The 12725-nt window shown below is 59.3% G+C and carries 12 protein-coding genes, 1 tRNA gene and 2 pseudogenes; 8 read left to right on the plus strand and 7 right to left on the minus strand.

The window, feature by feature from the left end:
- Nucleotides 1–14 precede the first annotated feature (14 nt).
- The 4 genes and pseudogenes from N4A58_RS06595 (at nucleotide 15) to arsB (ending at nucleotide 4463) form a co-directional block, all read left to right on the plus strand.
- A complete protein-coding gene (locus N4A58_RS06595; RefSeq protein ID WP_293708464.1) occupies nucleotides 15–1967 on the plus strand; it encodes a biotin carboxylase N-terminal domain-containing protein in 1953 nt (650 codons plus the stop codon).
- Nucleotides 1964–2620: a glutathione S-transferase family protein gene (locus N4A58_RS06600; RefSeq protein ID WP_293708465.1), complete on the plus strand. Its 657-nt coding sequence runs from the start codon at nucleotides 1964–1966 to the stop codon at nucleotides 2618–2620. The genes N4A58_RS06595 and N4A58_RS06600 overlap by 4 nt, the downstream gene beginning before the upstream one ends.
- A gap of 213 nt (nucleotides 2621–2833) precedes the next feature.
- Nucleotides 2834–3346 (plus strand): annotated as a pseudogene (locus N4A58_RS06605) (arsenate reductase ArsC); the annotation flags it as partial.
- Between the two features lie 103 nt (nucleotides 3347–3449).
- Nucleotides 3450–4463: an ACR3 family arsenite efflux transporter gene (arsB, locus tag N4A58_RS06610; protein WP_293708466.1), complete on the plus strand. Its 1014-nt coding sequence runs from the start codon at nucleotides 3450–3452 to the stop codon at nucleotides 4461–4463.
- Between the two features lie 104 nt (nucleotides 4464–4567).
- On the opposite strand, the gene N4A58_RS06615 is transcribed toward arsB, so the two are convergent.
- The 3 genes from N4A58_RS06615 to trpA form a co-directional block, all read right to left on the minus strand.
- Entirely contained in the window at nucleotides 4568–5737 is a 1170-nt protein-coding gene (locus tag N4A58_RS06615; RefSeq protein WP_293708467.1) for an alpha-hydroxy acid oxidase, read from the minus strand.
- 57 nt (nucleotides 5738–5794) lie between these two features.
- Nucleotides 5795–6283: a cupin domain-containing protein gene (locus N4A58_RS06620; protein ID WP_293708468.1), complete on the minus strand. Its 489-nt coding sequence runs from the start codon at nucleotides 6281–6283 to the stop codon at nucleotides 5795–5797.
- A gap of 145 nt (nucleotides 6284–6428) precedes the next feature.
- Nucleotides 6429–7220, minus strand: a complete 792-nt coding sequence (trpA, locus tag N4A58_RS06625; protein ID WP_293708469.1) for a tryptophan synthase subunit alpha — start codon at nucleotides 7218–7220, stop codon at nucleotides 6429–6431.
- 186 nt (nucleotides 7221–7406) lie between these two features.
- Here trpA and N4A58_RS06630 point away from each other — a divergent pair, with 186 nt between their 5' ends.
- Nucleotides 7407–7721: a DUF1272 domain-containing protein gene (locus tag N4A58_RS06630; RefSeq protein ID WP_293708470.1), complete on the plus strand. Its 315-nt coding sequence runs from the start codon at nucleotides 7407–7409 to the stop codon at nucleotides 7719–7721.
- 22 nt (nucleotides 7722–7743) lie between these two features.
- On the opposite strand, the gene N4A58_RS06635 is transcribed toward N4A58_RS06630, so the two are convergent.
- Nucleotides 7744–8400: a hypothetical protein gene (locus N4A58_RS06635; protein WP_293708471.1), complete on the minus strand. Its 657-nt coding sequence runs from the start codon at nucleotides 8398–8400 to the stop codon at nucleotides 7744–7746.
- A gap of 285 nt (nucleotides 8401–8685) precedes the next feature.
- Here N4A58_RS06635 and ychF point away from each other — a divergent pair, with 285 nt between their 5' ends.
- The 3 genes from ychF to N4A58_RS06650 all read left to right on the plus strand — a co-directional run bounded on the left by ychF (nucleotide 8686) and on the right by N4A58_RS06650 (nucleotide 11521).
- Nucleotides 8686–9783 (plus strand): redox-regulated ATPase YchF, encoded by a 1098-nt coding sequence (gene ychF, locus N4A58_RS06640; protein ID WP_293708477.1) that lies wholly within the window; start codon nucleotides 8686–8688, stop codon nucleotides 9781–9783.
- 159 nt (nucleotides 9784–9942) lie between these two features.
- Complete coding sequence (locus N4A58_RS06645) at nucleotides 9943–11337, plus strand: calcium-binding protein (protein ID WP_293708472.1); 1395 nt, start codon at nucleotides 9943–9945, stop codon at nucleotides 11335–11337.
- A 94-nt stretch (nucleotides 11338–11431) separates the two neighbouring features.
- Nucleotides 11432–11521, plus strand: a tRNA-Ser gene (locus tag N4A58_RS06650).
- Nucleotides 11522–11879: 358 nt separating this feature from the next.
- Here the strand turns inward: N4A58_RS06650 and N4A58_RS06655 are convergent.
- The 3 genes and pseudogenes from N4A58_RS06655 to N4A58_RS06660 all read right to left on the minus strand — a co-directional run.
- Nucleotides 11880–12482, minus strand: a complete 603-nt coding sequence (locus N4A58_RS06655; protein ID WP_293708473.1) for a restriction endonuclease — start codon at nucleotides 12480–12482, stop codon at nucleotides 11880–11882.
- An 18-nt stretch (nucleotides 12483–12500) separates the two neighbouring features.
- Nucleotides 12501–12575: pseudogene (locus tag N4A58_RS20915) on the minus strand (hypothetical protein); the annotation flags it as partial.
- Nucleotides 12576–12602: 27 nt separating this feature from the next.
- A partial coding sequence (locus N4A58_RS06660; RefSeq protein ID WP_293708474.1) for an IS3 family transposase occupies nucleotides 12603–12725 on the minus strand: 123 nt, incomplete at its 5' end.

Below are 12725 nucleotides of genomic sequence, written 5' to 3' on the forward strand. Positions count from 1 at the left end.
GAGGGGAGAAAGTCATGTTTGACAGCGTGTTGATTGCGAACCGTGGAGAGATTGCTTGCCGTGTGGCTCGGACGGCGCGGGCGATGGGCTTGCGCGTGGTGGCGGTCTATTCCGATGCGGATCGGGATGCGGCCCATGTGGCCATGGCAGATCAGGCGATCTGGATTGGCGGGAACGCGCCCGCCGACAGCTATTTGCTCGGGGATCGGATCATCGCGGCGGCTTTGGAGGCTGGCGCGGGGGCGATCCATCCGGGCTATGGCTTTCTGTCCGAGAATGCGGAGTTTGTGGAGGCTGTGGAAGCGGCGGGCTTGGTTTTTGTCGGGCCGACCGCTGGGGCCATTCGGGCGATGGGGCTGAAGGATGCGGCCAAGGCGCTGATGGCCGAGGCGGGGGTGCCTGTGGTGCCCGGCTATCATGGGGCGGATCAGTCGGACGGATTGCTGGCCGAGGAGGCTGGGCGGATCGGCTATCCGGTCCTGATCAAGGCTGTGGCCGGGGGTGGCGGCAAGGGGATGCGTTTGGTCGAGAGCGCCGATGGCTTTGCCGACGGGTTGGCCAGTGCGCGGGCCGAGGCGCGGACGGCCTTTGGCAACGATGCCGTGCTGATCGAGAAATATGTGAGCAGTCCGCGGCACATCGAAGTGCAGGTGTTTGGTGACGGGGCCGAAGCAGTGCACCTGTTCGAGCGGGACTGTTCGCTGCAGCGGCGCCATCAGAAGGTTATCGAGGAGGCTCCTGCGCCCGGCATGACGGACGAGATGCGTGAGGCGATGGGCGCTGCTGCTGTGCGCGCCGCCAAGGCGATCGGGTATCGCGGGGCGGGCACGGTGGAGTTCATTGTGGACGGCTCGGACGGGCTGCGGCCCGATCGGTTCTGGTTCATGGAGATGAACACGCGCCTGCAGGTGGAGCATCCGGTGACCGAAGCGATCACAGGTGTGGACTTGGTTGAGTGGCAGTTGCGCGTCGCGATGGGAGAGCCCTTGCCCGCGCGACAAGAGGAGCTGTCGATCAACGGGCACGCGTTCGAGGTGCGTCTCTATGCCGAAGATGTGGCGGCCGGGTTCTTGCCCGCGACGGGCCGTTTGGACCGTTTGCGTTTTGCGCAGGAGTTGCGTGCTGATAGTGGCGTGCGCGAGGGCGACGAGATCAGCCCGCACTACGATCCCATGATTGCAAAGCTGATCAGCCACGGACCCAACCGCACGATAGCGCTATCACGTTTACGTAGGGGCATGATGCAATCTCAGGTTGCGGGAACGGTAACGAATCTCGACTTCCTGAAATCGCTGGCTGGGCATTGCGATTTTGTAGAGGGTCGTGTGGACACCGGGTTGATCGCCCGAGTCATGGACGATCTGGATTATGCACCTGCAGCAACGCCGGAAGTTGTTGCACTGGCTACAATTTCTGCGATCGGGTTGCAAAATGCTGCGACTGCACATCAGGGCTTCGCACTTTGGTCGCGATTTCGTCGATTTGTGCAGTTGACACAAGGGGATAAAGTGTGGACCGTATGCCTGCAAATTAATGGTCCTCGCGCGATTACGGTTGATCTGGGGGAGGAGCAGGTCACGCTGATGCGCGACAGCGAGGGTCATTGGCGGGCAGGAGGGGCCCGCATCGGCGAGACGGTGGCACTGGGGGAGAGTGTCACCGTCTTCGCATCTCATACCTACACTTTTGCAATAGACGATCCGCTCAATCGGGCCTCTGATGGGGCAGATGAGGCACGTCTTGTGATTGCGCCGATGCCCGGCGTTGTCTCAGGCGTGCTCGTCAAGGCAGGAGATCCCGTCTCGGCCGGAATGCGCATGGCGCTGCTGGAGGCGATGAAAATGGAGCATACACTTTGCGCGCCGCGCGATGGTGTCGTGGCAGAAGTTTTGGTCCGCGAAGGAGACCAAATCGAGGCCGGTGTCGGAATGATCCGCCTTGAGGAGAGTGAGGAGGACGCCGCATGATCCGATTGCACCACTGCCCGCAAACCCGTTCGATGCGGACGCTCTGGCTGCTGAATGAATTGGGTGTGTCGTTCGAGGTTGTGACTCATGGGTTCGACAAGAGCTTGCGGTCTGACGCCTTTCTGTCAATGTCGCCAGCGGGGCGGGTGCCCGCGCTGGAGATCGACGGCGACACCATGTTCGAGACGGGCGCAATCACCGAGTACCTGTGCGAGAGCTATCCTGATAGCGCCATGGGACGGCCTGTGGGTCATCCTGAGAGGCGTGACTGGCTGGTCTGGGTGCACTTTTCCGAGACGGTGAGTCAGCATTCGGCCGCGCTGACTCAGCAGCACGTGATGCTCTACGAGGACAGTATGCGGTCGCCCATCATCATGAAGCTGGAGGCGGCCCGCCTGAAGAAATGCTATGCTGCGCTGGAGGCTCGTTTGGAGGGTCGGGCGTACTTGCTGGACGGCGGGTTCTCGGCTGCGGATGTCAGCGTGGGGCAGGCGGTCTACATGTCTCGCCATTTTGCGCGGTTGACCGAGTTTCCGGCCTTGTCCGCGTGGTATGATCGGATCAGCGCACGGCCCGCGTTCCAAGCCGCTTTGCCGGTCGAGGGGGAGCGTCTGCTCTATGCCGAGCCGTTCTACCCCGCGTGGGAGAGCTAAGGCGCGAGCTTCGTTTCTGTCATGGAACTGTCATGAAAAGTTCATGTGCGTTCGGCTCATTATTTCGGTTATTCCCGAAATAAAGGATTAAGGCGCGACTTTGGGTGCGCCGACCGATCCGATCAGACGGCGGGAGTGCAAGAAGTGTTACATTCTTGTGCTGCTGTTGCCAGAACCGTGCCATGTGCACGCCTATAGCATGGGACAGCTATCATGACGGACCGCAAGTACACTGTTCTTTTTATCTGCGTCGGAAATTCGGCGCGGTCGATCTTTGCCGAGTCTTTGCTGCGCAGTTTGGGCGGCGACAGGTTCAACGCGTATTCGGCGGGGGTGCGGCCTTCGTCTGAATTGAACCCGTTTGCAGTTCAGGTGCTGCGGGACAAGGGGCACGATGTGTCGGTTCTGCGCGCCAAAAATTTTGCCGAGTTTGCGGGGCCCGATGCGCCGCAACTGGATTTTGTTTTTACCGTTTGCGATCAAGCTGCAGCCGAGGAATGTCCCGTCTGGGAGGGGCAGCCAATCAGCGGACATTGGGGCATGCCTGATCCGGTCAAGGTCCAAGGAACTGATGCGCAAAAGGCGCTGGCGTTTCAGCAGGCATATGGCGCACTGAAGCACCGGATTTCAGCATTCGTTGCCCTGCCGGTCGAACGTCTGGACCGTGTTGCGCTACAATCGGCAGTGGACGGGATCGGGGCGCGTTCGGCAGAAAATCTGGTCTAGCGTCCGCCGGTTGCCTGTGATGAACAAAGGGCGCGGGCCGGATGGGCCGCGCAAGAAGCGTTTCGGTGGTGTGTGTCGCCATAACAAGTCAAAGGGGCAGGCTATGGGTGTTTTCGAGCGATTGCTGACGGTCTGGGTCGCGCTGGCCATGGTGGCCGGGATTGCGATCGGAGTGATGGCACCGGGACTGGTGCAGATGGTTGCGGGGGCCGAGGTGGCCTCGATCAACCTTGTGGTCGCGGTGCTGATCTGGGCCATGGTCTATCCGATGATGGTCAACGTGGATTTCGGCGCTGTGGCTGGTGTGGCACGGCAGCCGAAGGGGCTGTTGGTGACCTTGGCGGTCAATTGGCTGATCAAGCCGTTTACCATGGCGTTGCTGGCCGTTCTGTTCTTTGAGGTCGTCTTTGCGCCCCTGATTTCGCCCGAGGATGCGGCGCAGTACACGGCGGGCTTGATCCTTCTGGGGGCGGCGCCGTGCACCGCAATGGTCTTTGTCTGGTCGCAACTGACGCGCGGGGACGCGACCTATACGCTGGTGCAAGTGTCGGTGAATGACTTGATCATGGTTGTGGCGTTTGCGCCGATCGTGGCGTTCTTGCTGGGGGTGACCGAGATCGTCGTCCCATGGGAGACGCTGGTGCTGGCGACGGTTCTGTACGTGGTTTTGCCGTTGGTGGCAGGGATGATCACGCGCAAGGTTCTGGCATCCGATACCGCGATCGAGGCGTTTTCAGCGCGGCTGAAGCCCTTGTCCATGGTTGGGCTGATCGCGACGGTGGTGATCTTGTTTGGTCTGCAGGGCGAGGTGATCTTGGCCCGACCGGCAGTGATTGCATTGATTGCGGTGCCGATCCTCATTCAGAGCTACGGGATGTTCGCGTTGGCCTATGGGGCAGCCTATGCGCTGAAGGTGCCGCATAAAATCGCGGCGCCTTGTGCGCTGATCGGGACGTCGAACTTCTTTGAGCTGGCGGTGGCTGTGGCGATCAGTTTGTTCGGGCTGAACAGCGGCGCGGCCTTGGCGACGGTTGTGGGGGTTTTGGTCGAGGTGCCGGTGATGCTGTCGCTCGTGGCCTTTGCAAACCGCACGCAGGGGGCGTTTGGGCGCGGATGAACGCTAGAAATGCGTCACGCCGCTGGTGGGCGGCGTGATGTGAGTATTTTTACAAAGCAGAAAGAAGCGAGGGGCGCGTCCGATTTCGAGGCGCGCTTTTGCTATTAGGTGGTGTGCCAGCGGCCTTCGAAATCCTCGGGGATGAGGGTGATCGAGGGGTCGATCTGGTCGATGGTCTGGCGGCCGCAGAGCGCCATTGAGGTGTCCAATTCCTTTTGGATGACATCAAGCGCGGTTTTGACGCCCGCTTCGCCCATGGCGCCGAGGCCATAGATGTAGGCGCGGCCGATATGGGCCGCTTTGGCCCCCATCGCGAGGGCTTTGAGCACATCCTGACCCGAGCGGATTCCGCTGTCGATATGCACGTCGGTTTTGTGCCCGACCGCGTCTACGATGGGGCGCAGCATGCGGATTGAGCTGAGGGCGCCGTCCAACTGGCGGCCGCCATGGTTCGACACGACGATGGCATCGGGCTCTAGTTCGGCGGCGCGCTTGGCGTCCTCGACATCCAGAATGCCCTTGAGGATGACTTTGCCGCCCCACATTTCCATCAGCTTGGCGACCTTGCCCCAGTCGAGGGCGGGATCAAACTGCTCTGCCGTCCACGAGGACAGGGAGGAGGTGTCGGTGACCCCTTTGGCATGACCCACGATGTTGCCGAAGTGGCGCCGTTTGGTCTGCAGCATCTCAAGGCCCCACGCCCATTTGGTGGCGAGGTTCGCGATGGATTTCGGGGTCAGTTTGGGCGGGGCCGAGAGGCCGTTCTTCAGGTCCTTGTGGCGTTGGCCAAGGATCTGCAGGTCGAGCGTGATTACTAGGGCCGAGCATTTGGCGGCCTTGGCCCGTTCGATCAGGCGGGTGGTGTAGTCCATGTCCTTCATGGTGTAGAGCTGGAACCAGAAGGGTTTTTCCGTGTTCTCGGCCACATCCTCGATCGAGCAGATCGACATGGTGGACAGGGTGTAGGGCACGCCGAATTTACCAGCGGCGCGGGCGGCAAGGATTTCGCCGTCTGCGTGCTGCATGCCGGTCAGGCCGACGGGAGACAGGGCCACGGGCATGGTGGCGTCCTGCCCGATAATCTGGGTTTTCTGGCTGCGGCCCGTCATGTCCACGGCCACGCGCTGGCGCAGGCGGATCTTGTCGTAATCGGTGACGTTCTCGCGGAAGGTCTGTTCGGTCCAGCTGCCGCTTTCGCAGTAATCGAAGAACATGCGCGGGGCGCGGCGTTCGTGGATTTTCTTTAAATCGTCGATGCACGTGATGACAGGCATTACAAATCGCTCCAATTGGTATGGAAGTTTTACCAATCGGAGCGGTTTGCGGCAAGGCTATTTCTTGGCGCCTGCGTGGGGTTCTGTGAGGTGTTCGTGATCCACCACGGTCCACGGCAGGCCCTCATTGCGGAAAATGCGTTTCTTTTGGTGAGGGTAGTCGCCGACGTCGTGGGGCAGGCGTTGGCCGACAACGATCAGGCGCAAGGTCGTCTCGCCCGTGTTGGTGATCCCGTGGGGCAGGCCGCCCGCGCGGTAGCCGATGAAATCACCGGGGCCGATGGGGTGGGAGGCCTCGCCGATATGGGCGGTGGCAGTGCCGTCCAAAACGTAGACGCATTCGTCCTCGTGGTGGTGGACGTGGAATTCGGTGGTGTCACAGCCGGGGGCAACCTCGATGATGTGAAAGCCGAGGCCGGTCAGGCCGGTCAAATCACCAAGGCTTTTGTTCACGCGCTGTGCGTTTGGGTTCAGAAAGTGGGCTTTGTGCAGCCCTTCCATCTGGGCAATCTCGTCGGCGCGGGCAATGTAGGTGTCGTCGGTCATCGGCTTTCTCGGAATACATCAATGCGATGGGCTGATGGTACGAGGGCCGCGCGGACACGCCTAATTATAATGGCGTGAGCGGATGTTTCAGGGCACCAAAAAAGGGCCCGCGACGGGGCCCTTTGGAAGGCGATATCGAATGGGATCAGGCGGCGTGGGCGCCGTCGGCCAGCGATTTGACGAAGGACGCGATGTCCTCGACCGATTTGCCCTCGGCGATCTGGTTCACGATGGCCGAGCCGACGACAGTGCCGTCAGCGATGCCTGCGATGGATTTCGCGGTCTCGGGAGATTTGACGCCAAAGCCGACGATGATCGGCAGGTCGGTTTGCGATTTGATGCGCGCAACCTCGGGGGCGACGGTGGCGGCGTTTGCTTCGGCCGCGCCGGTAATGCCTGTGATCGAGACGTAATAAACAAAGCCGCTGGTGTTCTGTAGAACCTTGGGCAGACGCTTGTCATCGGTGGTCGGGGTCGCGAGGCGGATGAAGTTGATGCCTTTGGCCTGCGCGGGAATGCAGAGTTCGTCATCCTCTTCGGGGGGCAGGTCGACGATGATCAGACCGTCGATGCCAGCCTCGACCGCGTCATCCAGAAACTTGTCCACGCCGCGGTTATAGATGGGGTTGTAGTAGCCCATCAGAACAATCGGCGTTGTGGTGTCTTCGGCACGGAAGTCGCGGGCCATCTGCAGGGTCTTTTCCAGCGTCATGCCGCCCGCAAGGGCGCGCTGACCGGCGAGCTGGATGGTCGGGCCGTCGGCCATGGGATCGGTAAAGGGCACACCCAGTTCGATCACGTCCACACCGGCTGCGGGCAGAGCCTTCATCACGGCAAGGGATTTGTCGTAATCGGGATCGCCACCCATGATGTAGGCAACAAAGCCCTTCTTGTTCTGCTCTTTGAGTGCGGCAAATTTGGCGTCGATCCGAGTCATGTTCTTCCCGTCCGTAAATGGTTCGGGAAGGTGTTGCGCGGATCAGGGGGCAAGGTCAAGCATCTACGCCCTGATTGCGGGCTGTCGGTGGCAGTTTGGCGGCTAGACGGGCAAGGGCGCGCACTTCCAGATTGACCTGGTGCGGGTGCGGCGCTGATCTGATCCTATTGGTTGAAGGAGATTATGATGTTGGAATTGCGCCCGAATTGCGAATGGTGCGGCTGTGATCTGCCGCCCGATAGTCTAGAGGCGCGGATCTGCAGCTATGAATTCACCTACTGCGCGACATGTGTCGAAGAGGTGCTGCATAATGTCTGTGCGACCTGCGGGGGTGGTCTGGTGCCGCGTCCGATCCGGCCCAAAACCAACCACCGACCGCAAAAGAAGCTGGGGCTGGGCTTCCATCCGGCGAGCACAGAGCGCGTGACGTCCCAGTGGACGCCGGAGGATGTAGAGAGTTTCAGCAAAAAGCTGTCCGGCATCCCGCCCGAAGAGCGCTAGGGATGCCGGAGCGCGGGCCTTCTTAGGCGGCCTGCGGTTTACCTTGGGGCGCCGCGGAAGTGTCCTTGGCGGGGGCAGGACGCTCGGTGACGGGCGCGGGGGTGTTGGTCACGTTGACCACAGGCGCAGGAGCAGGCTCAGGCTGCTTTGCGCGGCGCATGAACAAGAGACCCAGCAGGGCCAGCGCGATTTGCAGCAGGTGCGGGAGTGCCATCGCTTCGTCGGCCATTGCAGTGCCAAGGGGGCCGATTTCCACGGGCAGGTAGGGCGATACGATCGAGGTGGTCTGTGCGACACGGCTCGAGAAGGGCATGTCGGCAATCGACCGGTTGGGGGCGTCGTTCAGTTCGTCCGCCGCAGCCAGACCCCATGTGATCGCCGGACCGCGGGCGGTCTCGTAGCAGGTACCTTCGATCTGACGCATACGGGGCTCGTATTGCGCTTGTTGGACGGTCAGCGATCCTTGCAGGACCCAGAAGCCCAGACTGGCCACAATCGCAACCAATAGGACCGAGCGCGCGCGAAAATAAAACGCAAGCGCAATCAACGCGATGCCGCCGGTCAAAGACCATAGCGAGACTAACAGGAGCCGATCATCGATACGCGAGACGGTGTCGAGAAGGCTGAAGTATTCTTCTTTGATGAACCCGTTGCACAGGTGAATAAGTGTACTTTCCATGACTGCTCTATATAAATTTGGTAAAAAAGATGCCGCTCTGCAGCGAGGGGAATAAACTCAATATTACAAGGGGTAGGGGCCAGAGTCATTGCGGTTATGGCTTACATACTTGGCTGCAGGTGCGAGATGGCGGAAAGTGGCCTGTAAGGCGCGCTGCGAGGCATAGGATCAGAGTGGAACCCACCAGGCTCTCGGCCAGAGAGAGGCGATTGCGGACGGTCGCCCTTGACCCAGCCCCCCAACAGACCCTAGATGCCCCCGATCAAGCACAAGGAGCGCCGCATTATGGGCTTTAAGATGGGGATTGTGGGTCTGCCGAACGTCGGTAAGTCCACTCTGTTCAACGCACTGACCAAGACCGCGGCTGCGCAGGCTGCAAATTTTCCGTTCTGCACCATCGAGCCCAACGTGGGCGAAGTGGCCGTGCCCGACGCACGTCTGGACAAACTGGCCAGCATCGCAGGCTCGAAAGAGATCATTCCCGCACGCATGACCTTTGTGGACATCGCGGGTCTGGTCAAAGGCGCATCGCAGGGCGAAGGTCTGGGCAACCAGTTCCTGGCCAACATCCGTGAGACCGACGCGATCGCGCAGGTTCTGCGCTGCTTCGAGGATGACGACATCACCCACGTGGATGGCCGTGTTGACCCCATTGCAGACGCCGAAGTGATCGAGACAGAGCTCATGCTGGCCGACATGGAAAGCATCGAGAAGCGTCTGGCTAACCTGAGCCGCAAAATCCGCGGCGGCGACAAAGAGGCCGTGGCCCAAGAGCGCCTGCTGAAAATGGCGAGCGAAGCGCTGGAGAACGGCAAGCCCGCCCGCACGGTCGAGGTGGACGAAGATGATCAGAAAGCTTGGAAAATGCTTCAGCTGCTGACGTCGAAGCCCATCCTCTATGTGTGCAACGTAGACGAAGGTTCGGCGGGCACCGGAAACGAATTCAGCGCCAAGGTCGAGGCGATGGCCGCCGAGCAGGGCGCGAGCACCGTCATCATCAGCGCGCAGATCGAAGAAGAGATCAGCCAGCTCGACAAAGACGAAGCCGAGATGTTCCTAGGCGAGATGGGCCTCGAAGAGCCCGGTCTGGACCGTTTGATCCGTGCAGGCTATGACCTGCTGGGCCTTCAGACTTATTTCACCGTCGGCCCCAAAGAGGCGCGTGCCTGGACTATCCGCAAGGGCATGTTGGCTCCGCAGGCCGCTGGCGTCATCCACGGCGATTTCGAGCGTGGCTTTATCCGCGCAGAAACCATCGCCTTTGGTGACTACGTCGCCGGCAACGGCGAAACCGGCGCCAAAGAGGCGGGCAAGATGCGCGTTGAGGGCAAAACTTACGAAGTCAAAGACGGAGACGTTCTTCACTTCCTGTTCAACGCCTGATTGGCCCAAAATTCGCAACACCAAGCGCGTCCACATCGGGCGCGCTTTTTTGTTGGGGCATGATTTGCCCACTTCTTTTCCCAATCATTTCGCGCAAGAGTTGCAAGGATACTTTTTATCTTTGCTATCGGCCTATTTTCATCACCTGCGGAGCGTTTAATGCAATCGATTTGGGATTTTTCAACGGGCTCAATGCCTGCTGGCTACGACTTTTTAGAGTTTCTGTCATGGTCATCGACCCAATACTTGGGGGAAGACAGCGTCATCTATGACGTGACTTATTCGGAACTGTATTATGACTACTACTATGACGAATACTATGCTGGCGGCGAAACCAGCTTTGATCTGAATTATGTCGACCGGATCACCTATAGCAGTGGCACGCAACAATATTCGTTCTTGGGCACCAACCTAGAGGCGACCAGCACGAATACCGGATGGTTTGATGCCCGCATCAACGGGCTGACGTTCTTTGACAGCGCGACGGGCCAAGGTTGGGTGGCCGCATTCGAGCAGACCGATCTGGTCCTGACAGAGCTTCAATCTCTCTACGCGTCTGGTGGGACCTTCGCAGTCGCCGCAGTGCTCTTGGGGGGAGATGATCTTATGAGCGGCGGGCAAGGTCGTGATCTGATCAACGGCTTTGGCGGGGATGACACGCTGTTTGGGAATGCGGGGGCAGATACGCTCAATGGCGGGGCAGGGGACGACATCCTCTACGGCGCAAACCACGCCGATGTTCTGAATGGCTATTTGGGGGATGACTCTCTGCTTGGGGGCCGCGGGGCGGATACCCTGCGCGGCGGCGACGGCGATGACACCTTGACGGGTGGTCGTGGCGCGGATGTCGTCAACGGCGGCGCTGGCAACGATCTGCTCTATGGTGAATGGCGCGACAAAGGCGAGCGGATGTATGGAGGCGCAGGCAGCGATACGATCTACGGTGGCTATAACTCTGATAACATCGTGCTGCACGGAGGGAACGGACAGGACGTCCTCTATGCAGGCTATGCGTACGGCGACAAGACAACCCGCCTGTTCGGAGACGATGGCGCAGACAAGCTATTCTCGGATTTCGGCGACGACTATCTGAACGGGGGTAGTGGCAACGACCGTCTGCGCGGGAATGGTGGTTCCGATACGCTGCTGGGAGAGGACGGGAATGACCGGCTCTTTGCAGGCTATGGCGACGATCGGCTCAAGGGCGGCGCCGGAAACGATTTCCTGAAAGGACAAGCGGGCAATGATGTCCTGTTCGGCGGCACGGGGGATGACACGCTGTCCGGTGGGGCAGGGTATGATACCTTTGTCTTTGAAGAGAGTGACGAAACCGCGCTGATCACTGACTTCGTTTCTGGCAAGGACAGCATAAAGCTTCTCGACATGGCGCATCTCGAAGACGACGTGACCTATGTGGTTGCCGCTGTTGACTACGTGGGCACACCGCCAGGGGGGGCGTATCTTGAAATCTTGTATATGGAAATTGGCGATCTCACCCTCCAATTTGTCGGAACTGGGCTATCCGTCACCGAGTCAGACTTGATCTTTACCTGACAACCACTTGGCGCGCTTTGGTGGCGGAAAAAACTGTCATCAAAGCGACAATCTGCTCTTGTGCCCGCCCCCCGAGAAATGTAGACCCGTCGGCGGAGACGTGGCCGAGTGGTCGAAGGCGCTCCCCTGCTAAGGGAGTAGGCGAGGAATCGTCTCGAGGGTTCGAATCCCTTCGTCTCCGCCATTAATCTTTTAAAATCAACAGATTAGTGGCGCTCTTGGATGTTAGCCCCACATGCAGCCCCACATTATGCAAGCGATTGGTTTTCCTGATCTTGTCCGTTGCCGTTCTGCCGGATCGCGTTACCGATTTTCAGATTGCACAATCATAGAAGTCTTGCCGCACTTCTTCGACATGGAGTCGCGTGCCGCGTAGCCCGCTAAATGCGCATTCGTGTTCTGGGCGGCGAACCGTTTATCAAAGCACCTGCGAAGTGTTCATACCGAAGCCTAGAAACAGGCAATGGAAAAACGACCTTTCAGACCAAAAGTCGTTTTCTGCAGAAAAGCCGTAAAGTTGGTCAAGTTGCGAAGAACTTTCGCTAAACGCTTTCGAACCATTCTGGCTGTATGAAAATTCGCTCGATCATTTCGGTTGAAACCCCAAGCCGGTTCTCCTTTAGCAAATCGCAAAGGCGATCTCCGTCGATCAAATCGATTGCTATGGCGCCGTCGCGTGTGGCTTCATCAGAGGCCTGACTAGTGAAGTTCCCTGTGGTGATGAAGAGGCCTTTGTCGGCGCGACCCTGCAGAGCACCTCTGAAGTCACGGATCTCTTTTGAGCCGACGCTACCTTTCCAGCGCTTACATTGAAAATAAACTTGGAATGAGACGAGATTGACGCGGAGCACACCGACTCCGTCGATTCCACCGTCCCCAGACTTTCCGCGGACTTCGACCTTCGTAAAGCCCGCCTCGCGCAAAAGGCGCTGTGCTAGCCGCTCAAACCCGTCTGGTGTCATCTTGCCCAGAACGGCTAGAAGTGCTGACTTCCAGTCTGCTTCGGCAGCTGGGCCGGCATCAGCCATAATCTCGATTTCTTTGGTGGCGTCTTGAATTGTTTCCTTGGCGGCTAGCCGCTTGAGGCGTGCGCGCTCGCGTTCTTCCAGTGACACCTGATCGTAGATCGCTTGTGTCGCGCTCAAATTTGAGATTCGGGAGCCAGACTCCGTAAGTGCCCAGACCCCGCGCTTTGAGTTGTGTAGTGCATCACCGCGCTTAAGATAAGTTCGAGCCCAAGCAAGGTATGAATAGCCCCGTGTTTTTTAGACGCCTTTGTTGTTCAGTTTCTGCTGCCGTTCGAATTCGATTGGCGACAGCATGCCGTTATGCGCGTGCTTGCGTTTCGGGTTGTAGAACATTTCGATGTAGTCGAACACGTCCTGCCT

It is taken from the genome of Donghicola sp., assembly GCF_025210255.1.
Lineage (GTDB): Bacteria > Pseudomonadota > Alphaproteobacteria > Rhodobacterales > Rhodobacteraceae > Donghicola > Donghicola eburneus.

Coding starts and splice junctions, on each gene's coding strand:
- N4A58_RS06595 (WP_293708464.1), top strand. CDS start 15: ATGTTTGACAGCGTGTTGATTGCGAACCGTGGAGAGATTGCTTGCCGT.
- N4A58_RS06600 (WP_293708465.1), top strand. CDS start 1,964: ATGATCCGATTGCACCACTGCCCGCAAACCCGTTCGATGCGGACGCTC.
- arsB (WP_293708466.1), top strand. CDS start 3,450: ATGGGTGTTTTCGAGCGATTGCTGACGGTCTGGGTCGCGCTGGCCATG.
- N4A58_RS06615 (WP_293708467.1), bottom strand. CDS start 5,737: ATGCCTGTCATCACGTGCATCGACGATTTAAAGAAAATCCACGAACGC.
- N4A58_RS06620 (WP_293708468.1), bottom strand. CDS start 6,283: ATGACCGACGACACCTACATTGCCCGCGCCGACGAGATTGCCCAGATG.
- trpA (WP_293708469.1), bottom strand. CDS start 7,220: ATGACTCGGATCGACGCCAAATTTGCCGCACTCAAAGAGCAGAACAAG.
- N4A58_RS06630 (WP_293708470.1), top strand. CDS start 7,407: ATGTTGGAATTGCGCCCGAATTGCGAATGGTGCGGCTGTGATCTGCCG.
- N4A58_RS06635 (WP_293708471.1), bottom strand. CDS start 8,400: ATGGAAAGTACACTTATTCACCTGTGCAACGGGTTCATCAAAGAAGAA.
- ychF (WP_293708477.1), top strand. CDS start 8,686: ATGGGCTTTAAGATGGGGATTGTGGGTCTGCCGAACGTCGGTAAGTCC.
- N4A58_RS06645 (WP_293708472.1), top strand. CDS start 9,943: ATGCAATCGATTTGGGATTTTTCAACGGGCTCAATGCCTGCTGGCTAC.